17 protein-coding genes are annotated in these 23,332 nt (G+C 42.8%); 10 read left to right on the top strand and 7 right to left on the bottom strand.

The window, feature by feature from the left end; translation table 11 throughout:
* Positions 1-13: 13 nt before the first annotated feature.
* From AC59IL_RS35140 to fucP, 6 genes are all read right to left on the bottom strand, one after another.
* Positions 14-3,556 (bottom strand): SusC/RagA family TonB-linked outer membrane protein, encoded by a 3,543-nt coding sequence (locus AC59IL_RS35140; RefSeq protein ID WP_496556933.1) that lies wholly within the window; start codon positions 3,554-3,556, stop codon positions 14-16.
* Between the two features lie 219 nt (positions 3,557-3,775).
* Positions 3,776-4,963: a FecR family protein gene (locus AC59IL_RS35145; RefSeq protein WP_496556934.1), complete on the bottom strand. Its 1,188-nt coding sequence runs from the start codon at positions 4,961-4,963 to the stop codon at positions 3,776-3,778.
* A gap of 101 nt (positions 4,964-5,064) precedes the next feature.
* Entirely contained in the window at positions 5,065-5,667 is a 603-nt protein-coding gene (locus AC59IL_RS35150; protein ID WP_496556935.1) for an RNA polymerase sigma factor, read from the bottom strand.
* Between the two features lie 203 nt (positions 5,668-5,870).
* Positions 5,871-6,890 (bottom strand): aldo/keto reductase, encoded by a 1,020-nt coding sequence (locus AC59IL_RS35155; RefSeq protein WP_496556936.1) that lies wholly within the window; start codon positions 6,888-6,890, stop codon positions 5,871-5,873.
* Between the two features lie 69 nt (positions 6,891-6,959).
* Entirely contained in the window at positions 6,960-7,322 is a 363-nt protein-coding gene (locus tag AC59IL_RS35160; RefSeq protein WP_496556937.1) for an L-rhamnose mutarotase, read from the bottom strand.
* A gap of 2 nt (positions 7,323-7,324) precedes the next feature.
* The gene (gene fucP / locus AC59IL_RS35165; protein ID WP_496556938.1) at positions 7,325-8,599 is read right to left on the bottom strand and encodes an L-fucose:H+ symporter permease; all 1,275 of its coding nucleotides are present in this window, start codon (positions 8,597-8,599) and stop codon (positions 7,325-7,327) included.
* 174 nt (positions 8,600-8,773) lie between these two features.
* Between fucP and AC59IL_RS35170 the strand changes: the two genes are divergently transcribed.
* A complete protein-coding gene (locus AC59IL_RS35170; protein WP_496556939.1) occupies positions 8,774-9,658 on the top strand; it encodes a helix-turn-helix domain-containing protein in 885 nt (294 codons plus the stop codon).
* 162 nt (positions 9,659-9,820) lie between these two features.
* Here AC59IL_RS35170 and AC59IL_RS35175 read toward each other — a convergent pair whose 3' ends face one another.
* Positions 9,821-10,576, bottom strand: coding sequence for a lysophospholipid acyltransferase family protein (locus tag AC59IL_RS35175; RefSeq protein WP_496556940.1), 756 nt, complete (start codon positions 10,574-10,576; stop codon positions 9,821-9,823).
* A 236-nt stretch (positions 10,577-10,812) separates the two neighbouring features.
* Here AC59IL_RS35175 and AC59IL_RS35180 point away from each other — a divergent pair, with 236 nt between their 5' ends.
* The 9 genes from AC59IL_RS35180 (at position 10,813) to AC59IL_RS35220 (ending at position 23,159) form a co-directional block, all read left to right on the top strand.
* Positions 10,813-11,127, top strand: a complete 315-nt coding sequence (locus AC59IL_RS35180) for a Crp/Fnr family transcriptional regulator (protein ID WP_496556941.1) — start codon at positions 10,813-10,815, stop codon at positions 11,125-11,127.
* A 219-nt stretch (positions 11,128-11,346) separates the two neighbouring features.
* Positions 11,347-14,097: a sigma-54-dependent Fis family transcriptional regulator gene (locus AC59IL_RS35185; RefSeq protein WP_496556942.1), complete on the top strand. Its 2,751-nt coding sequence runs from the start codon at positions 11,347-11,349 to the stop codon at positions 14,095-14,097.
* A gap of 398 nt (positions 14,098-14,495) precedes the next feature.
* Positions 14,496-14,828 carry a thioredoxin family protein gene (locus AC59IL_RS35190; protein ID WP_496556943.1) on the top strand — a complete coding sequence of 111 codons (333 nt, stop codon included), beginning with the start codon at positions 14,496-14,498 and terminating at the stop codon, positions 14,826-14,828.
* A gap of 34 nt (positions 14,829-14,862) precedes the next feature.
* On the top strand, positions 14,863-15,087 hold the full coding sequence (locus tag AC59IL_RS35195) for a hypothetical protein (RefSeq protein ID WP_496556944.1): 225 nt from the start codon (positions 14,863-14,865) through the stop codon (positions 15,085-15,087).
* A 40-nt stretch (positions 15,088-15,127) separates the two neighbouring features.
* Positions 15,128-15,808, top strand: coding sequence for a Crp/Fnr family transcriptional regulator (locus AC59IL_RS35200; protein ID WP_496556945.1), 681 nt, complete (start codon positions 15,128-15,130; stop codon positions 15,806-15,808).
* A 157-nt stretch (positions 15,809-15,965) separates the two neighbouring features.
* On the top strand, positions 15,966-16,772 hold the full coding sequence (locus AC59IL_RS35205) for an SDR family oxidoreductase (protein WP_496556946.1): 807 nt from the start codon (positions 15,966-15,968) through the stop codon (positions 16,770-16,772).
* Between the two features lie 60 nt (positions 16,773-16,832).
* Positions 16,833-19,481 carry an MGH1-like glycoside hydrolase domain-containing protein gene (locus AC59IL_RS35210; protein WP_496556947.1) on the top strand — a complete coding sequence of 883 codons (2,649 nt, stop codon included), beginning with the start codon at positions 16,833-16,835 and terminating at the stop codon, positions 19,479-19,481.
* A 33-nt stretch (positions 19,482-19,514) separates the two neighbouring features.
* On the top strand, positions 19,515-21,485 hold the full coding sequence (locus AC59IL_RS35215; RefSeq protein ID WP_496556948.1) for an amylo-alpha-1,6-glucosidase: 1,971 nt from the start codon (positions 19,515-19,517) through the stop codon (positions 21,483-21,485).
* Between the two features lie 93 nt (positions 21,486-21,578).
* On the top strand, positions 21,579-23,159 hold the full coding sequence (locus tag AC59IL_RS35220; RefSeq protein WP_496556949.1) for an FAD-dependent oxidoreductase: 1,581 nt from the start codon (positions 21,579-21,581) through the stop codon (positions 23,157-23,159).
* Positions 23,160-23,332 lie beyond the last annotated feature (173 nt).

Genomic DNA, 23,332 nt, shown 5'->3' on the forward strand with positions numbered 1-23,332 from the left:
TTTAATTTTTGTTTTAGAAACTGGCGGCAAGCCTGATTGAATAACTACGGGTGCGCGGCTGTGCGCCGGTAGCCACTTCGGCATCCCTTCCTTTATAATCTTTGCTTACCCAGGCAAATACGTTGGTTATTCCCAGGCCGGCATTGATTGTTTTTGCTTTCATCAACGTGGTTATTCTGGCAGGCAGGGTATAACTCAGGTTAACATTATTAACCCGTAAAGTAGATGCATCTACTACCCGGGCTGAACTATTGTTGTACATTTCGTACGGATTAGTATAAGTTTTGCCATCCGGTAATAAGACGTTATTGGCAACTGCAGATGGCAGTCCGGGAAAATTCGCATACTTGTTCCCGGGCGTCCACCTTCCCAGCAATTCTCTCGACAGGTTCTCGTACTCGGTTGGCAATCCCACCGCTAATAATGGAGTAGTAGTATATGCGGGGGTCAGGAATTTTTTACCGCCCACCTGTAAATACAGGGACGATGACAGCGAAAACATTTTGTAACGGAAATTAATACCCATGCCCGCTGTAAGATCAGGATTCAGTTTGCCCATGTACTTCATATAAGCCGTAGGGTCGGTGGCAGCACTTTTACCATTGGCAACAGCCAGGTTAATGGTTGGATATCCGGTAGCCGTGTCAATGCCGGTAAAATCAAATGCCCAGAAGCCCGATACCGGATAACCGTTTACATACATACTGCCCGAGGTGGCCACCCGCCAGTTGGGATTTTGGACACCTGCCTTATCGAGGGTATTATACGTTTTGGAAGTATTAAAGCTGAGACTGAGTGTATAATCTTTCGTTCTTATAGGAACAATACCAAGGTTGATTTCCAATCCTCTGTTGGTAAGGTCGCCGCCATTTACCGGCATCGTTGAAACGCCATACTCAACCGGCACCGGCAAGGTGGTGATAATGTCTTTCCCTTTTTTAATATAATATTCAACCGTACCGTTGATCCTGTTCTTTAAAAAACCAAAATCAACACCAAGGTTAACCGTAGCCGTTTTTTCCCAGCGCAGATCGCCGTAAGGCAGTGAACTCACCACCAGCCTGGGATCTCCGGTAAATTGATCTACCACCTGGGCTTGCGGAGAGATTGGCATCCTGGCAATCAGATCGGGGCTTACTGTAGCAACCATGTTCCTTTGGTAGCCAAACGTGGAACGTAAACTAAATGTAGATAGCCAGTTCAATTGTTTGGCCCATTCTTCATACATCATATTCCATCTTACACCGCCTGCATATACCGGGTTAAACTTTTCCCCGGTATACTGGCCAAAACGATTGGAGACATCTGCCCGTACACTGAAATTGAATACATACCTGTTATCGTAACTATAATTAACCGTTCCATAATAACCCATATTATTGGTGGTACGATCGGTTAATAATTTCGCCATGTTCAGTAATGGATTGGGGGTATTCGAACTGGTATAAGTAAGTGGCAATGCTACAAACGCCTTTCCTCTTTCGGGCAAATAACCATAATTGGTGTTGGAAAAACCTTCATAATGACTGCTGTTGGCTTCCTGGCCCAACATGACCGATAGCGCATGTTTCAGATTAAAAACATGGGAATAAGACAAACTATTACGCCAGTTCCATGATATGTTCTGTGTATTATCTTCATTGTATTCGCCGCCAATGGGCAGTCGGCTGTTCTTGTATAACACATCGGTTGCTTTGGCAGTACCATAATCAAACCAGCGGAGCGTAGCAATATATTCCGTTCTTTCGGTGGCCGCAGAATAACCTGCAACACTCGACTGGTTGAGACTAAACAAACTGCTCAACCGAAGGCCATAGGCAATATCATAGTTAATATTAAAATTGGTGTTTATCGTTGTGTTCTTATTAGAAGAAGTTGAGTTGTCGAGTTCATTGCTGATATTAAATAAATACCCTGACCTGTTTTTATAATACAGATTATTACCGGCAGAGTCATAGCCCGGAATGGCCCTGTTTATTGTAGAGGCATACGTGTAAGGGTCCACTTTATAAAATCCATCCGTGGTTCCCTGCGAAGCAGAAATTCGTACATTAGCCGTAAGCTTATTGCTAAGCCTTGTATTCAATCCCACGTTGGCTGTATAGCTTTTCATATCATTCCCAATAGCCGTTCCTTTTGTATTGGTATATCCAAAAGAACCGTAATACCGCGTGTTGGAGTTACCACCCGACAAACTCAACGACTGGTTTATGCTCACCGGGTTGCGAAAAAGTATATCAAACCAGTTTACATTCACCGTTTCCAAATATTTCACTTTTGCATTGAATTGATCATACGTGATCCTCCCAAATAAATAATCATCCAAAGCACCGGCATAGCCAATGTTATTTACGGTAAATGCTGAGGTAAGCCCCCGGTCGAATATTTCTTTTGAAACAGCTACTCTTTCTTTGGAGTTCATCAACTCCAGTTTATCATATGTAACTTTCTCCGTAATATTCATTGTATTGGAATAGGTAACCGTTACCGGGCCTTCTTTGCCTTTTTTAGTATTGATAACAATTACGCCATTGGCGGCCCGCACACCATAAATAGCCGTGGCGGAAGCATCCTTTAATACAGTAATATCCTCGATATCATTGGGGTTCAGCCAGGAGATGGCGCTACCCACAAAGTTTCTTACGTAGTCAAAATTATCGGGTGTAATAGCGCCCAAAGCACTTAACGTAGTTGCTTTAAAAGGCAGCGGGTCACTTTGTATAATGCCATCCACCACCCATATCGGGTCTTGTGTTCCCGTTAAAGTAGAAACACCCCGAACAATCGTTTTTTGCCGGGTACCCACCAGACCGTTGTTATTGATCACAACAAGGCCGGCCAATTTTCCCTGTAGTGCCTGTTCAAGGGTATTTGTTCCATTAAACGCCAGTTCCGAAGCTTTGATGGTGCTGGTAGACCCGGCCACATTTGTTTTTTTGATATTCTGGTAACCCGTACTTACAACAACCATTGCCGACATTTCTTCCTGCTTTATCGAAAGCGTTATTGTATAGAATCCACTTTGTGCAACAGGCAATTCTTTGGCGGCATGTCCTAACGTGTTAAAGACCAGTACCGAATTTTTATCAAGGTTTTTCAGGAAAAAAATTCCATTCACATCGGAAACCGTTCCCCTGGCAGTTCCTTTTGCGGTTATAGTAACCCCTTCAAGCAGATCGCCTCTTTCATTTTTCACCACACCACGCACATCCATGTAGGCCGACGGCTTTACTGTATCTGAAGGAACAGGCGCTGAAATGACCAGGCTTTTTTTTACTACCACTGTAGTACCAACGATAGAGAAGGTAAGCGGCTGGTCTTTAAAACACATATCCAGCACTTCTTTCAAGGGGGAGTTCACGACCTTGATATTGACTTTTTTTGCCTGTTTCAGCCACGCTTCATCATAGAAGAAAACATACCCTGTTTGCTTCTTTATTTCCTTAAACACCTTGTCCAGGGGCGCATCCTTTTCGGAAAGGGTAATAGTTTGACTGAAGCTGTTGGCGCTGGCCGTCATACAGGCCGCCAATACAATGATTGCGGTCAACTTCATAATACGCAATAGTTTGGTTATTCCCACAGGGGGATAGACAAATTGAGCCGTTAAAAACATAACTTTGTGTTAGTTTGGGTTATACAATAAGCAGTCCGTCGAACGATTGTTATAATTGGGTTAACCCAAACAATTTGCCGGGAAGTGTTACCAGCACCGCCCGGTTTTTTTTGGGATCAACCCGAAAAACTCATTTTTCTATAGTAAATATTTTATGGTTTAATCGATAATCAGTTTTTTGCCTTCCAGCCGGCATTTTACATTGCTTTCATTCAGGATATTCAGCACTTGCGACAGGTTGGCATTTCTTGAAATTTCACCACCAAACGTGCGCTGTGGCACCTCACCCTTATAAACAATGTCTATATCATACCACCTGGCCAATTGTTTCATCAACTCAGCTATACCTGTATTACCAAAATGAAAGTACCCGTTCTTCCAGGCCATCACCGCTTCCGTATCTATCGTATTAGCCACCGCAATGCCGGTATTTACCTCAGCCTGTTGCCCCGGGCTAAGTGTTTCACTGGCTTGCCCCTTCTTCACTTTAACAGCTCCTTCCAATAAAGTGACCCTGATATTGTTTTCGTCATCATACGCATTCACATTAAAGTGCGTTCCTAAAACGGTTACTTCCATATCTGCCTTTGTCACAATAAAAGGCCTGGATGCATCATGGGCTACTTCAAAATAGGCTTCCCCGGTTACGAACACTTTTCTTTCATTTTTTCCAAAAGCAACAGGGTAAGTAACAGAACTGCCTGTATTCAACCATACATGACTTCCATCTGCCAACATAAGATCAATTACTTTACTACCCCTGGGATTTTGCAGCGTATTAAATTGATTATTTTTATTTGTTGGCGTTTCACCGGCAATGCGCTCATACACTATTTTACCATTGGCCAGCTTTACCAGTTTTACATTATCCTGTATGGCCAATTGTCCGTTGGCTGCGCTGTTAAGCAATACCTGTTGTCCATTTGCCAGTACAATGGTGGCTTTGTTAATGAAAGGCGCTTTCACATCATTCATTGGTTCCCGCGTATTCACCAGTTCGGATTGTTTACCCGATTTATTAAAAACCATTAAATAACCAACTCCCACCATCAATATCACAGCGGCAGCCACCGCCACCTGTTTCCACCACGCCATTTTTTGGGGTGCTTTTTGTATGGGCGCCACCTGTGCGGTTTGTAGTATCTGGCCCAGCATATATTCCCAGTCAACATCTTTTACCCCGACGCCCTGTTCAATATTATTATATTGCTGATACAGCAAAGGATGCAGCTCTTCGTCTGCAGTTGCCGATAAATATTCGTACAATTCTTTCAACTCCTCCCTCGTGCATGCCCTGGCAGCATTTCGTTCGAGCAGGTATTGTAACCTGCCGGATGTTACTGACATTTATTAAAAATTTAAAGGTTTAATGATAAAAGGATAATCTATGTGTTAAGTATAAACACATCTGATAACATGGGGGGACCGGAAATTTTTAATTTTTTTTTTCAGAATAAAAGCTGGCTGTATTTGATCCAGAAAAGAATAGCAATTAAATCGCTGTAAGGTTGCAGGCTGTTTTTTATTTGCTTTAAAGCCTCTACCAAAATGTTTTTCACCCGGCTTTGCGACAAACCAAGTGTGGCGGCAATTTCGGCATGCGTGAGCCCTTGCTCCCTGCTCAACCGGAATATAGTTTGTTTTTGTGTGGAGAGTTGAGATACCGCCTTTTCAATAACTTCTTTTACTTCGGCAGAACGAAGCTTTTCTTCCAGGGTATTATCCAGCTCGGCCTGGTTCGCCCACGCCTGACCAATAAGGCGCTGGTCAGATGCGATTTTGCGGATATAGTTTAAGGTTTTATTACGGGCAATGGTATATACGTATTGACCAGGATTATCTATTTCGGCCAACCTCGGCGCTGTTTGCCAAACCTTCATAAAGGTATCCTGCACAATTTCTTCAGCATCTGCCCGGGAATGAATTAATTGTTCTACAAAAACGAAGATGCGGTTTCTGTAAAGTTCAAAAAACTCCCTGAAAGCTAAGGCATTACCTTCAGCAACCTGCTGCAACAGGATCTTCTCTTTATAGTATGTTGTAGCAGCCAATGCCTGTTAAATTAAATCGTATTCGTTATTATAACGACAATGATATTAAAAAAATGCCCAATTAATTAAATTGTTTTTTTAAATATCTGACCGACTTTAAACAAATCTTATTTCAGTTAATCGCATTTATAATGAATAATTTGTTTCAAAGTGATACTATCGCACAGGCTTTCAAAAATTATCTGCGTTGCATACCCTTACGTTTACAAGTAAAAACTACCCGGATACTCAATAAGCCGGCGATTTTTTAGCTCCGACCAAAAACCAGGAGGCATGGCAATGGTAGCCATATCCACATTGCCTTTTACTTTCGCAGGTTTGGAAGTACTTAAAGCAATGCTGGTAACACCCGGCGCCTGAATACCGAATTGTATACAGGCATGAGCCGGTTGTATCCCAAATTCAGCACACAACTCGAAAAACTCCTTTCGCCATTGAAGCAACTTGTTTTGATCGGTGCTTCCTGACTCTACTAATTTGTAATTGTAAAAATCGCCCCCCGTTAAAAACCCACCATTGAATACGGCCGAGTTGATGATCCGGATATTTTTTGTTTTTAGCTGCTGCATATATTGTAGCAGCTCGCTGGGATGGGAATGCAATGTCATACTATTGGCAATCATTACCCAATCAAGTTGTACCTGATCGGTAATTTGCTTAATGACCGCCCAGTTTTTTGCCCCCACTCCTATGGCTTTTACTTTCCCTTTTGCTTTGAGTTCGAACAAGGCCCGGTATGCCTCTTTAATGTTTTCAAATCTTTTTAATTTGTCCGATTCATCTTTTGCCGCTGCCAGGTATTCATCGGGATCATGTACGGAAACCAGTTGTGCATTGTAACCATTCAACAATTCATTGCCCTGTTCAAAACATTGAAGTATGCCTTCATAACTGATCCTTTGCTCTGCATCGTATTGAATGTCTTTCCAAACGCCCGGCTCAAATGTAGGCTCGGGTGTTGTGAGCGGAATGCGGTACCACCCCAGTTTGTTACTGATCAAAACATCTTCGGGCTTAACACCTGATTGCTTCAGGCATTTCCCCAATGATTCCAGGGCAAGGCCGGCGCCATATTTGCCAGCCGTATCAAATACAGCCGGTTTGGTTGAATGCTGTATGCATTCATTTACAATGGCGCATTTGTCAAACTCACTCAATACTACATACAGGTTACCTAAACCGCTTGTACCAAAGATGACCTTAGGCAGCTTGACTTCACTCATCAGATATTATTTAAATGTTTATTAGCTGATCTTTAAAGTCACTGCATAGTGTGTTTGACAAGCGTTCTTCTATTCATGGTGACTATTTTTAGTCGTGTTTAACTGAAATATTTTATCCATGATGATCCACTTCTCTCCTTCCCTGGCCCAGGGAAGAGGTTGCTGAAATTTCCACATCAGTTTTTCCCATTCCTGCACTTTTGGATTATCAGCATCCATGGCCGATTTTCGATCGAAAGAAAAACTTTCATCTGTTTCCATGATCATAAACAACCGGTTACCCGTACGGTATATCTCCATATTGGCAATACCTGCATCCTGTATGCTTTTTTTTATTTCCGGCCAGCCATTTTCGGCCCGGTGCCAATGCTCATATTCCCTGATCAGCGCGGGATCATCTTTGAGATCAAGCGCCAGCGTATATCTTTTCATGATTAAATTACAGATGGTGTTTTTGCTGATAGATTTTCTGAATATATGCGATGTCCCCGAATACCAAACACAGCGATAACGCCAAAGCAAATGAAAGGTACCAGGTAGCCATATTGTATATTGCCTGTAGCATCACTGATTAAACCAAAAAGGCGCGGCAAAACAGCACCTCCAACTATTGACATAATGATAAGACTGCTACCATATTCTGTATCTGCTCCCAGGTTTTTAATACCCAATGCAAAAATGGTAGGGAACATCACCGACATAAAGAAGCAAATACCAATAACAGCATATATGGTGATCATTCCACTGGCCAATATGGCTACCAGGCAAAGCAACAGGTTAATAACGGCATAACCTGCCAACAATAACTGTGGCTTTATCTTTTGCATGAGCGCGGTGCCGGCGAAACGACCCACCAGGAAAGCGATTCCACAAAGGCCGAGGTAATCCGCAGCTTTTATTTCTGATATACCTGCTGATTGAGTAGCATACAATATAAAGAGACTGAATACAGATACCTGCGCTCCTACATAGAAGAATTGTGCTGCAACGCCCCAGGTAAGGTGCCTGTGCCGGAAAGTATGAAACACGTTTTTGCTTCCTGATGAATGCTCATGCTGTGTAGTAATCGATGGCAATTTGATAAAGGCAAATATAATTGCGATCACTATTAACACGATCCCCAGCACTGTATAGGGCATTTTCACTGTGGCCGCTTCTGCAGCCAATGCCATTTTTCGGGCTGCCGCAGACATGACATTCAATTCTTCGTTTGAATAGCCTTTAGTAAGTATAATTCTGCTTCCAATAACAGGAGCCAGTGCAGCTGCCAATCCATTAAATGATTGTGCGAAATTGAGCCGTTGAGCACCTGTCTCTGCATCTCCTAAAACTGTGGCATAAGGGTTGGCCGCCGTTTCTAAAATGGTGAGGCCGCAGGCGATGATAAACAAGGCAATGAGAAAGAAGTTATATGACTGCATGTTGGCAGCAGGCACAAATAAAAAACAACCAATAGCAAAAAATAAAAGACCGGTGATTATGCCTGCTTTGTAACCCGCTTTTTTCATTAGTAAGCCTGCAGGCAATGCCATTATAAAATAAGCGGCAAAAACGGCTGAATCAACCAGTGTTGCCTGTGTGGTGGTTAAAGTAAAAGACTTCTTAAGGTGGGGAATCAGGATCGGGTCAAGGTTATGAGCGAAACCCCATAAAAAGAATAAAGATGTGATGAGGCAAAACGCCAAAAGGGTATTCTGCTTTTTATTCATATAGCATATTTATGGCAGTCAGTATTTTAACGATATCCGATCGCCTGATTAAAGCGCGAACAATTTGCGTGTCAACAAAGTTAACCGCAGTATGATTTCTATCGTTTAATGAATAAGACTTTGTTTTATACAAATCCGACCTTTTCTTAGTACTTTTATCCATGGTTGCACCATATGAATAAAAGATTATTAAAACATTCATTCTCGTTATTACATGTAGATCATGTAAACCTGACCCAGAAATGGAATTATAAGAACGTAATAAGTCCATATTACCGCATTTATTATATTGATGAAGGGGAAGGGTTTATATCGAACGGACAAAAAAAACTGAAGCTTGAGCATGGCTATATCTATATTATACCCAGCTTTACATTGTGCAACCTGCATTGTCCTTCCTGGCTGAGTCAATATTTCATCCAGTTTTTTGAAGAATCGCCCGATGGCATTTCTATATTTCACAATAACCGGATACCGATGAAAGTGCAGGCTTCAGAACTTGATGTAGCGAACTTTAAAAGGATATTGCAAATAAATCCCGGCCGGGGCATCAACCGTTCGGATAACCCAAAGGTTTATGAGAAGAATGTTTATTACAGGGAATACCAGGAACTGAATAACCGGCAAAGTGATGCAGCATATTTGGAAACCCAGGGTATTATTATGCAATTACTTTCCAGGTTTCTGGCGTCAATACAATCTTCTTTAAACCATTCGCAGATTATCCCTTCGAAGATATTGGATGCCATGAGTTATATACAAATGAATTTGAACCAGCCATTGACCATTGCCCATCTTGCTCAAAGAGCCAATCAGCATCAGGATTATTTCTCGCGCCAGTTTTTACAATATACCGGTGAGCGGCCACTTAATTATATTCATGAAAAAAGGATTGAAAGGGCGCAGTATTTAATTACTACCACCAATATGATCTATGCCGACATAGCCGGCGAAACAGGCTTCAATAGCCTGCCACATTTTTCCAAGATGTTTAAGAAAATAACCGGCATGACGCCTGACAACTACCGTAAACAACATCAATCGGTGAATACGATTTAAAAGGTGCCATTAAAAAAACTACAAGCCGGAAAACCCGGAGCGTCGGTATCCTCACCTAAAGGCGCATAAACATAAAAGTTTATGCGCTTTTTGCATTTAATTATATCAGTTTGTTGCAAACAATTTCAAATCTCCTGTGAACTAAACGGCCATGCTAAAACTTCAATCCACCTCTTGATAAATTGATAGCGGCCCATTAATAATGGCTTGAACAGTGCTTTGCAGTTGAGTAATGTTCTCTTTACGCAACCCGGTTGTAAATATGGGTTTATGTATAACTACTTTGGCTATTCCCGGCCCTGCTTTTCCTTTCCAAATGCCAGTTCGCTGAAGGCGCTTCCAATTAGTGACAAATGTTACCGGAAGAACCGGTATTTGTTTTTGAATCGCTATGGCAAAAGAGCCTGATTTAAATGGTGCCAGCCTGGGGGCTTTTTTGGAAATAGTGCCTTCCGGAAATATCATCAGGGGATTACCTCTATCAATTTCTTGTGACATTCTTTTCATGGCTTTAAAATCACCTGATTTATTTGTCCGGTCAACCAGAATATTCATTCCGGAGGTATAATAAATGTGGAATAAAGGCCATTTCTCAATTTCTTTTTTCCCTGTAAAAACAAAGTACCTGCGGAATATGGAATAAAGACAGAAAATATCAAGAAAAGAACTGTGATTCGGACAAATAATATAGGCGCCTTCTTTTGGAATATTTTCAACTCCGCTTACCTTAAGCCGGGCACCGGCAAAAATCATCAGGATGTAGGCATGCCATCTCATTACGACAAAGGCCTTCGGGAAACGTTTTGGTTCTGCAAGCAAATAATAAATAACCGGGTATAAAACAACCAGTGATAATACAAAGAACAAGAAGTAGTATATTTTGTAAATTATCCGAAATGGCAAAAGAAGATATTGCATATTGAAGCAGATTACAGCGGTAGCGATAAAATCGGGCAAATGTATGATATAATAAAAAGGCAGGGAATGATATGTATCATATAAAAGGACAAAAAATATCCTTTAATATTTCCTGTTATTTACGGGGAGAGGGGGTATAGTAACTGATATTTTTATATGACAACCAAAAGGCCTTCCGATTCTCAAACTATCAAAACAGAATATTGTACATTTGCCGAAACCTAATCATACAATTATTGACGACCTCGCGTGAAAATGTCAAATATCTGCAAGGCTTCAAAGAATACCTGCTTCAAAAAGTCTCCCTCACCGATTATGACTGGTCAGTGATCGCGGCCGCCTGTACAATCAAAAAAATACGCAAGCATCAATACCTCCTTCAGGAAGGAGAATATTGGAAATTCCATGCCTTCGTAGCTGAAGGCTGCCTTCGCCGGTACAGCATTGATAATGACGGAATAGAACACATCATCCAGTTTACCCCGGAAAACTGGTGGACCGGCGACCGGAAAAGTCTGATGGAAAAGACACCTACTTTCCATTATACATAAAAGTAAGTCCGCCCATCATTTTCTTTTCTTTCATATTGGGAAGAGCGGCAAGCCGTTGCCGTATCCTGTTGGCTAATGCTTCGCTATAGGCCATAAGAAAATTATTGCATTTAAAATATACCATTAATTTCCTGCCCCGGGAATGTCGTTCCCCCGACAATTTACCACTTAAAAGGCTATTACATTTGATATTAGTACCTTTATAGTACATAGTGCCTGATGCGTCATTTAACCAACATGGATTTTGAACAGGAACTGCAGCTTTATCATTTTACCGTAGCAAACCTGCAGGAAGCAGTATTTTGGGTAAATGCTGCCGGTAACATTATACAGGTAAATGATATGGCCTGCAGCCTTTCGGGCTATTCGCCCGAAGAACTGACCCAAATGCATGTTACCGATTTAAACCCCTCGCCTGTTGTTGCCAACTTCCCGCAATTCTGGCAACGATTAAAAACAGCAAAGAAAATTACCTTCGAAGCACAGCACCGTCATAAAAAAGGCCACCTGTACGATGTTGAAATATCCGGCAATTTCATAGTATACAACGGAGAAGAATTCAGTTGCAGCATTGTTCGGGACATCAGCCAAAAAAAAATCGAAGAACGGTTATTGCAAACTATTTCGGAAGCCACCTCGGGAATAACAGGCAAAGACTTCCTGGTTGAATTGTGCAAAAACTTTACCCGGGCGCTGAATATGCAATTTGCGCTGATAGCCGAATGCATACAGGAAGGCAGTACCCAGGTAAGAACACTTTGCCTCGTAAATCACGATACGGTTATTGATAATATTGAATACGATACAAAAGGCCGGCCCTGCGAAGTGATATTACAGGGCAATGCATTTTTTATGTCGAAGGAAGTGTATAAACATTTTCCGGCGTCGCAGGGCATCGAGGCTGCTACCGGTGTACCAATCTATAGCAGTGTATCGGGAAAACCTATCGGGCACATTATCATTTCCAATCCATCGCCCGTAACGGAACAAAAAAACCAGTTACCAGTTTTAAAGATCTTTGCCGCCCGTGTAGGCGCCGAAATAGAGCGCATGCAGGCCGACAAAGCCCTCCAAAATAAAAATGAAGAATTACGACTGCGCCTCAATGAAATTGAATTATATCATACCACCCTTAAAAATTTGCGCGACCAGGTGTACTGGCTGAATAAAAGCGGCGCCTTTATTCGCGTAAATGAAGCCGCCGGCAAAGAAACCGGATATGGTGAAGAAGAGCTATTAAACATGACGGTATTTGATCTGAATCCCACGTTAACTTTAAAAGAGTGGAATGATAACTGGATAGAAACAGGGCAATGCGGTCAGCAGATATTTGAAACGGAGCACCGTGGTAAAGATGGACATTTATATCCCGTTGAAGTAACCAATAACTTTATTGAGCATGATGGCGTTGAATATTTTTGCAGTACAGTACGTGATATTCGAAAGCGTCGTCTTGAAGAAGAACTGTTACGTACTATTTCTGAACGAACAGCGGGGGTTACCGGCGAAGACTATTTTCGCGAATTAACCAGGTTTGTAACAGCTACCCTCAATGTACGATATTCCATGGTGGTAGAATGCTCCAATGGCGACAATACCCGTTTAAGAATGTTGTCGTATGTTGACAATCAGGAAGTGCTGGAAAATATAGAATATGATACGAAAGGAACACCTTGCGAAATAGTGATGCAGGGCAAGGATTTTTTTTGCGCAACCGATCTGGAAAAATCTTTCCCCCGCGAAAAAGGTATTCAGTCATGGGTAGCAGTGCCAATTTATAGTCCATCAACCGGTAAGGTAATTGGCAATATTGCAGCTTTCGACCGGATGCCTATGACGAAGGAACAAAATCAAACAGCCATCCTGAAAATATTTGCGGCCCGTGCAGGCGCAGAAATTGAAAGAATTGAAGCGCAAAAGAATCTCGAAAAAGCCAATGAAGAACTGGCAAAACACCTGAAGGAAATAGAGCAATTAAAAAACCAACTGGCAGCCGAAAACAAATACCTGCAGGAAGAGATCAGGCTCACCAACAACTTCGATGATATTGTTAGCAAAAGCAGGAACTTTCAAAAAATACTTCAACAAATTGAACAGGTAGCTACTACCGATGCCACGGTGTTGATCATAGGCGAATCGGGCACCGGCAAAGAGCTGCTGGCACGTGCCGTTCATAATATCAGCAACCGCAGTAAACGGCCTCTGATAAAAGTGAATTGCGCTACCCTGCCTGCCAATCTCATCGAAAGTGAATTGTTTGGTCATGAAAGAGGTGCTTTTACCGGCGCCATGGAAAAAAGGATCGGGCGCTTTGAGCTCGCCGACGGCGGCACTATATTCCTTGATGAAATTGGTGAACTGCCGGTTGAATTACAGGCCAAACTGTTACGTGTATTGCAGGAAGGCGAATTTGAGCGGTTGGGTAATCCCAAAACCCTTAAAGTAAACGTGCGCGTTATTGCGGCCACCAATCGTAATCTGGAGCAGGCCATTGAAAAAAAGGAATTTCGCGAAGACCTGTATTACAGGTTAAATGTTTTTCCGATCGTCAGCCCGCCACTCCGTGAACGTAAAGAGGATATTCCTTTACTGATAAAACATTTCTGTCAGAAATATGAAGCCAAGATTGGTAAAAAGATCACCAATGTACCGGCCAAAGTTATAGATGCCCTGATGGAATACAACTGGCCGGGTAACATTCGTGAACTTGAAAATATTATTGAGCGGGCACTCATCCTTAGCCGTGGTAATACCCTTGAATTTGGAGAATGGATCCCTGCCGAAAAACGAACCAACGGTCAACCTGCCGCGCAAAAGCTGGATGATATTGAAAAAGACCATATTATAGCTGTATTAAACAAAACCGGATGGAAAGTAAGCGGCGAGAAAGGTGCCGCTAAAATATTAGGACTAAATCCCACCACGCTCGAAGCAAGAATGAAAAAACTGGGCATTGAACGGAAAAAATAGTCAAAAAATCACGATGATTTATTTGACTACCTATTGAACTGCTCCCACACCGGTAATCGCCCCTATTATTTTTATGCTGTTGTCATACGTAATGTCAATCTCTGTTTAATTGTTTTACGAAGCAATGGTTCATTCGAACCCAACAATTCAGTTTTTTTTCACCACGCAAATTATTTTCTACCGGTTGTTCTGGTTTTGGCCTGTTCCCAAAATTTTCTCCCAACATATTGGGAAACTCCCAACCTGTTGGGAAATTTTTCCGGTCTCACCAGCAAAAAACATATCGGTCCGAATTTTATAATGCAGTACAGCAAAGGGTTTCAGCGGTTTTTATGGTCATTAAAATATACTGGCACCCCGTTGGCCCTTTAAATAGTATGCCGAAAAATTTTACTGATATGTATAAAGAAGTTACCAAGCAGGATTTTACAAAATACGTAATAGAAAATATGGCCTTAACAATTGTACAGTTCAAAAAAAGCTGGTTGGGAACCTGCCAGATTATTGAACCAGTGTATATGGATCTGGCTAAAATGTACAAGGACATAGCCAACTTCTATACAGTTGATGTAGAAACTGAAACAACATTGGGAAAAGAATATGGTGTAATGGAATTACCCACTATACTTTTTTTTAAAGGTGGCAGGGTCATCGATCACGCCATTGGATTAACACCCAAAAATGTATTGATCTCAAAAATCGAGAATGCCATTTTAACAACGAACGAATAAACCATTAGCAACAAACTGTTAAAAACCAACCAAAATGAGAAGAGATTTAAAAAAATATTTCGAAGCGCACTTTGGATCTTTTTCCCGGCAAACAGCGCATGAAATAGAAGACGCCTGTTCAATGGAAGCTCCGCTGGCTGACCTTGAAGGCTTTTTATATATCAAAAAGGGTCACGAAATGTCTTTAAAACCCTGGATCATTCCCTCATCTGTAATGCACGAAAGACTTACAGTAGCGCTGATCAACGGTAAAAATTAAACCATTCAACCATCATTATAAACTTTTTAAACGTACGATCATGCCGGAAGAAATTAAATATGTTTATCTGAAAAATCATCCATTGTTCGCCCACGTAAGTGAGCAAATAATTAAAGACGCCTGCTCGATGGTAAAAGTAAATACGGTTTATCGCGGGCAAACGGTTAATTATGGCGAAGGCACCTATAGTAAAATTTACCTGCTCATACAAGGTAAAATTAAAATTGCTGAGCTGAGTGATGACAGCAATGAACTCATTAAAGATATATTAACCGCACCGGATATTTTTGGCGATTTAAGCCTGGAATGCGCTACTGCCATGGATGAGTTTGCAGAAGCATTAACTGCCAATACCATCGTTTGCTTTTTTAATGTGGTGGATTTTAAAAAAATATTGCAGGAAAATCCGCTGATGGCTATACACTATGCCAATATGATGAACAACAAGCTCAAAAAAATGGAAATCCGTCATGCCGACCTTGTATTCAGAGATGCCAAATCGCGACTGATAAGTTTTATAAAAAACTGGGCCCGTAGCGATGGAAACCGAATAGGCGATAAAATTATTTTAAACAATTATCTTACCCATACCGATATTGCCAATGTAATTGCCACTTCACGCCAAAGTGTAAATGTTTTATTCAATGAATTACGCGATTCAGGATTACTTTTCTACAACCGCAAACACATTGAATTAAACAACCCAATAGCCTGGAATTAAAGCTAAACGCTGATCGCAGAACACGAAAAGCAAACATCGTCAGCAATTACAGATTTTGAGATCACCCTGATCCGGGCAAACCATTGAAACACATAAAAAGCAATCTGCTTTACCCACAGTTAGGGCAGCCTTATTATAACCCGTTAAAAAACATAACATGGAAAAAAAATTACAGGGCCAGGTAGCCATTGTAACCGGCGCCAGCAGTGGCATTGGCGCTGGCTGCGCCCGTGAATTAGCAAAGGCCGGCGCTACAGTAGTAGTCAATTATCCTATGTTGACAGGCCGGTCAATGGCCGATGAAGTAGTGGCGTCTATTACCAGCGATGGCGGAAAAGCCATTTCCTGCCAATGCGATGTGAGCAAAGAAGACCAGGTGATGAACATGTTTGCCGATGTAATTAAACAATTCGGGACTGTAGAGATACTTGTAAACAATGCGGGCTTACAAAAAGATGCGCCGTTCACAGAAATGACGCTGGAACAATGGAACTTTGTGCTGAGTGTTAACCTTACCGGGCAATTTTTATGTGCGCGGGAAGCCATTCGCGAGTTTTTGCGCAGAGGGGTGAATGGCAAATCAGCATCGGCCGGTAAAATTATTTGTATGAGCAGTGTGCATGAATTAATACCATGGGCAGGGCATGCCAATTATGCCGCTTCAAAGGGAGGCGTGAATTTGCTGATGAAAACCATTGCCCAGGAATTCGCTCCTAAAAAAATTCGTATCAACAGCATAGCACCCGGCGCTATTCAAACACCCATAAATCATGATGCCTGGGATACATCTACCCATTTGCAAAACCTGTTAAAACTCATTCCGCAAAAACGCATTGGCCAGGTTGAAGATGTAGGCAAAGCCGCTGTATGGCTGGCCAGTGATGATGCGGATTATGTAAATGGCACTACCCTGTTTGTCGACGGTGGCATGACGTTGTACCCGGGATTTGAAGATAATGGGTAAAGTATCAAGGCGCAAGACACGGAACTCAAAACTCAGAACTCAGAACTTAAAACTCACTCCATGAACACAGAACAACAACGCCTGCGAAATGCGGCGTGGAAGAAATGGGGGCCTTACCTCAGCGAACGCCAGTGGGGAACGGTGCGTGAAGATTATAGTCCGCATGGCAATGCGTGGGACTATTTCCCGCACGATCATGCCAGAAGCAGGGTGTATCGCTGGGGTGAAGATGGCATTGCCGGAATCAGCGATGATATGCAACGAATTTGCTTTGCCATCGCATTATGGAATGGTAAAGACCCGATATTGAAAGAGCGGCTTTTTGGATTAACCGGCAACGAAGGCAATCACGGTGAGGATGTGAAAGAGCTGTATTATTACCTTGACAATACGCCCTCCCATTCTTACATGAAACATTTGTATAAGTATCCGCAGGCCGCTTATCCATACGCCGATCTGGTACACACCAACCGCAACCGGTCGAAATATGAAAATGAATATGAGTTGCCCGATACCGGTTTATTTAATGATGGCAGATACTTCGATGTGTTTACTGAATATGCAAAGCATGATATAGAAGATATAGCCATTCGCATCACTATACATAACCGGGCCAGTGAGGCTGCCTTCATAGCCGTTTTACCAACGCTTTGGCTGCGCAATTTGTGGAGCTTTGGATTGATGAAGAAAAAACCGGTCATACGGTTAAAAGAAAACAATGACGGTTTTGGCGTTGCAGAAATTCAACATGATCAACCGGGCACATATCATTTTTATTTCGAAAACCCCGTTCATACCCTTTTTACAGAAAATGAAACGAATACGGAAAGACTATATGGCGTTCCCAATACATCGCCCTATGTAAAAGATGCTTTTCATACAGCCATACAGCAACAACGCTTCGACTGGCTCGAAGAAAAGAAAGAAGGAACCAAATTCGCTCCTTTATACGAATTCAATATTCCTGCGCATGCTACTGTTACCATTCAGCTTCGCCTGAGTAAAGAAGCTCTTTATAATCCTTTTGACGAGCAGGATGCGCTGTTTGAGCAACGTCATCACGAAGCCAATGAATTTTATGATGATATAACAGCTACCGATAACGAAGAATTGCGCAATATTCAGCGACAGGCATTTGCCGGAATGTTGTGGAGCAAACAATATTTTAACATAGATATTCCGAAGTGGCTGCAGGGCGATAACAACCAGCCCGCTCCGCCTGAAAGCAGGAAAACGGGTCGCAACCAGCATTGGCATACCCTGAACAATGAAGATATTATTTCCATGCCCGATAAATGGGAATATCCCTGGTATGCAGCCTGGGACCTGGCATTCCATTGTGTTCCGTTAAGCATGATCGATCCGCAGTTTGCCAAAGAACAACTCATTTTGTTTTTACGGGAATGGTACATGCATCCCAATGGACAACTGCCGGCCTATGAATGGTCATTCGGCGATGTAAATCCACCTGTACATGCATGGAGTTGTTTGCAGGTATACAAAATGGAAAAAGACAGAACCGGCAAAGGCGATATTGATTTCCTGGAAAAAGTATTCCAGAAACTGCTCATCAATTTTACCTGGTGGGTAAATCGTAAAGACCATAAAGGAAATAATGTATTCGAAGGCGGTTTTTTGGGTTTGGATAATATTGGTGTATTTGATCGCAGCAATACGATTCCCGGTGGCGGCACGCTCGAACAGGCCGACGGCACTGCCTGGATGGCGATGTATTGTTTGAACATGCTCGAAATGGCGCTCGAGATCGCTCAATACAACCCCAATTATGAAGATGTAACTACCAAATTCTTCGAGCACTTTGTATATATAGCAGAATCACTAAACCGCATAGGCGAAAACTGGACAGGCAGCTGGAATGAAGAAGAAGGTTTCTTTTATGATGTGCTGGCCCTGCCCGATGGCAGGTATATTCCTTTGAAAATACGCAGCCTGGTGGGATTAACTACTTTATTTGCCGTATTGGTATTGAAAAAAGACCTGCTTGAAAAAGTTCCCGAGTTCCATCGGCGGTTAAAATGGTTCCAGAAATACCGCGAAGACAATGGGCAGTACCTGGTGATCGAAGATTTAAAAGAGCATGATGATTTATTATTATCGCTGGTACCCCGGCCGCGACTGGAAAAATTACTGCAATCATTATTCGACGAAAAGGAATTTTTAAGCAAAGGGGGCATCCGGTCTGTTTCAAAGATCCACGAACAGGGCTATTCGATAAATATAAACGGTCAGGAATTTGGGTTGAATTACCAGCCGGGCGAAAGTAATACATCCTTATTTGGCGGTAACAGCAACTGGCGCGGCCCCGTGTGGATGCCCATGAATTACCTGATCGTACTGGCTTTGAAACAATATTGCCATTATTACAGAGGAGAATGTAAAGTAGAATTTCCTACAGGATCGGGCAATACGATGACAATAGATGAAGTGGCGCATGAAATCTCAAAACGGTTGATTTCGATATTTCAAAAAGATGCAAACGGTCATCGCCCGGTAAATGATTATTACACTATCTATCGGGATGATCCGCACTTCAGCAGCCTGGTATTATTTTTTGAATATTTCCATGGCGATACTGCCCGCGGAGTTGGCGCTTCGCATCAAACAGGCTGGACAGGCGTAATAGCAGAGCTCATTAACAGGGTGGCGTTATTCGAAAACGCAAAGCAACCGGTAATGGAACCGATGTGAACTTATCAACCTATCAACAACTATTCAACTCTCATGCTTTCACTCCCAACTTCCATACTGCAAAATTACAACGAGGCCATCAGCCACGAATGGCTCGAAACAAACGGTCTGGGCGGATGGAGCAGCTCATCAGTGATCCATTGCCACACCCGCCGGTATCATGGATTACTGGTTGCTGCCGTTGTTCCGCCAGCCGATCGTATGGTACTTGTTTCAAAACTCGATGAAACGATTACCAGCGATGGTAAGAAGTTTGAATTGGGTACAAACAACTACGGATCTGTTACCCATCCCAACGGATTTAATTATGTAACCGGGTTTACGAAAGATTACTTCCCGACATTTTTTTATGAAGCAGGTGGCATTCAACTACAAAAAACCATTGCCATGGTGCATGGCGAAAATACTGTACTTGTTATATATGATGTGCTACAGGCCAATCAGCCCTTCACCCTTGAATTATTGCCTTTATTAGCTGTAAGAGGATATCACAACCTGATGCACGCCAATGGGGCCATTCATTCGCAGGCATCTTTTAACAATGGCATTTACAAAGCAAATGCATATAATGGAACACCCGACATATTTATTAAAATTCCCGGTGCTACCTGGCAAGCCAATGCCGGCTGGTTTTATAATTTTCATTACAGCACAGAGCAATATCGCGGACTCGATTATATAGAGGATCTGTATACCCATGGCCGTTTCAGCGTGGCATTAAAACAAGGCGATTCATTGGGAATTATCATTTCAACCGATGACCCGCATAGCAAAAATGCACATGCATTATTTGAACAGGAAAAAATACGCAAACAATCATTATTACAAAATCAACCCAAAAACGAAACACTACAGCAATTGCTGTTAGCAGCCGATCAGTTCATTGTAAAAAGAACTATCTCCGACCCGGGCCGGGAGGCCGCCACCATCATCGCCGGTTATCACTGGTTTACCGATTGGGGACGTGATACCATGATATCGTTACCCGGATTGTGTTTATCAACCGGCCGTTATGAAGATGCCCGGAAAATTTTACTGGCTTTTGCAAAAAACACAAGCCAGGGCATGTTGCCCAATCGTTTCCAGGATAACGGCGAACCACCTGAGTATAACAACGTAGATGGAACCCTTTGGTATTTTATAGCCATTTACAAATACCTGCAGGCAACAAACGATACTGCATTTGTTATAACTGAGCTGCTACCTGTTTTAAAAGATATTATCGACTGGCATTACCGGGGTACCCGATATAATATTCATGCAGCTGATGATGGCTTATTATATGCAGGAGAAGCAGGCTATCAGCTAACCTGGATGGATGCAAAGATTGGCAACCGGGTGATTACGCCCCGCATGGGTAAGCCTGTGGAGGTACAGGCATTATGGTATAATGCACTGAACATTTTTGCTCACTTGCTTGAGTTAAACGATCAGCTGGATGATGCTGCACAGGTTCGTATCAACGCCACCAAAGCGAAAGAAAGTTTTCTGCAAAAATTCTGGTATGCCAGGGGCAATTACCTGTACGATGGTATAGATGAACACAGCAACCCCGATGCTACACTTCGTCCCAACCAGCTTTTAGCCATCAGTTTGCCTTTTCCATTAATAACAGGAAGCAAAGCCGAAGCAATATATACGATTGTAACAGAAAAATTATATACGCCGGTGGGCATGCGCAGTTTGTCGCCCAACGACGCCCGGTATGTTGGTGTATATGAGGGCGATTCGTACAAGCGTGATTCCTCGTACCACCAGGGCGCCGCCTGGAGCTGGCTGCTCGGCGCCTATATTGATGTTATTATGAAACTGGATGGTTCGGGCAATAAAGCACGAACAGTTATAAACAACTTTCTCTATCACCTGCAGGAAGGATGTATTGGCAGCATTGCCGAAATTTTTGATGCCGATCCGCCTCATCGCCCCAAAGGATGTGTAGCGCAGGCATGGGGTGTAGCAGAAATATTACGTGTAATAAAAGAGTATGGCTTACTAAAATCATAAAGCTTTTTTCCTTTCAACCGTCAACCACGCGACATCACTCCCCTCCGTTTTGTATTCTCTTTGCAGTTACATACTCATCAAACATATTTCATCATGAATAACCATTACGATATCATTATAATCGGAACCGGTAGCGGTGGCAGTACGATGGCGTATAAATTAGCTGCCAGTGGCAAAAAGATCCTGATACTCGAAAGAGGCGGCTTCATTCCCAAAGAAAAAGAGAACTGGGATGCGCACGAAGTGGTAACGCAGGGACGCTACCGGCCCAATGATGTCTGGTACGACCAGGATGATAAGCCTTTTAAACCCTTCATTCATTATAATGTAGGCGGTAACAGTAAAATGTATGGCGCCGCTATGTTTAGGTTTCGCGAAAGTGATTTTGCAGCAGTACAACATTTTGGCGGCCTGTCACCGGCATGGCCTTTACCGTATTCGGTATATGAGCCATACTATACACAAGCTGAAAAACTATATAGCGTGCATGGCAAAAGAGGCATTGACCCTACCGAACCGCCGGCCGGCAGCGAATATCCATTACCGCCATTATCGTATGAACCATTGATCCGGGAGCTGAACGCCCACCTTGAACAAATCGGTTTACAACCCTTTCCTTTGCCCATGGGCATAAAGCTGCCTCAGGATTTTACACAAACCGAAGCGCCTGTAATGCTGGAGAATTTCGATGGCTTCCCCGATCCTACCGACAGCAAGGCCGACGGTCAGGTGATGGCCCTGCGGCCCGCCCTGCAGCATAAAAATGTAGCACTGATAACGCATGCCTATGTACAAAAACTCGATACCAACACAACCGGCACGCGTGTTACAAAAGTTGTTGCTGATGTAAAGGGTGAACAAATAGTGTTTCATGCCGATCTGGTGTTCATTGCCTGTGGCGCCGTAAACAGTGCGGCGCTCATGCTGCGAAGCGCCAATGATAAACACCCCAACGGGTTGGCCAATTCGTCGGGCCAGGTAGGCAGAAATTTAATGCTGCATCACAATGGCTGTTTGGTAGCATTCACCAAAGAACCTGTTAATGATTGTGTATTTCAGAAAAGCCTGGGCCTGGCAGACTTTTATCATAACGCCCATGACAGCGAATTTCCGTTAGGCGAAATTCAGTTGATGGGCCGAAATGATCCTGATACCATTCTTTGGCTGGCCGAAAAAATTTATCCCGGTATGCCCTATTCGCAATTAAAACAAATGACCCTTGATTTCTGGCTCACGGCCGAAGACCTGCCCTCGCCCGAAAATCGCGTAACTATAACAAACGAAGGTTGCATCAAAGTATATTATCACCGCAATAATTATACAGCCTACGAACGGTTAAAAGAAAAACTGAAAGAAGTGATGCGGCAGGTGGGCGAACTCGACAATCGTTTTAAAGATATGCAGTGGGCAGGATACGATCTTGATATCAGTGGCATGAGCCACCAGAATGGTACGCTGCGTTTTGGAACCGATCCGCACACCAGTGTACTGGATCTGAATTGCAAAACGCACGACCTGGAAAACCTGTATGTAGTGGATGCCAGTTTCTTTCCCAGCTGCGGCGCCTTTAATCCTTCATTAACCATTGCAGCCAATGCATTACGGGTGGGTGATCATATTTTACAGGAGGTATTGAAAGTAGCAGGTGTTCAAAAAGAATTAGTTACCGCGTAATTGAAGGCCTTAGTTAAATATAGCAGGGATGCTGTGCGCAGCAGAACTGTATCTGTGGCATAATAAAAAACAAACACATTCACCATGAAACGCATGCTCATCATAGGCTTCGCGACCCCTGTTGTGCATTTAAGAACCTCAGCAAGCGGCTGCGTGAACGATTCACCATTGAC

It is taken from the genome of Niastella sp. sgz303648 (assembly GCF_059587045.1).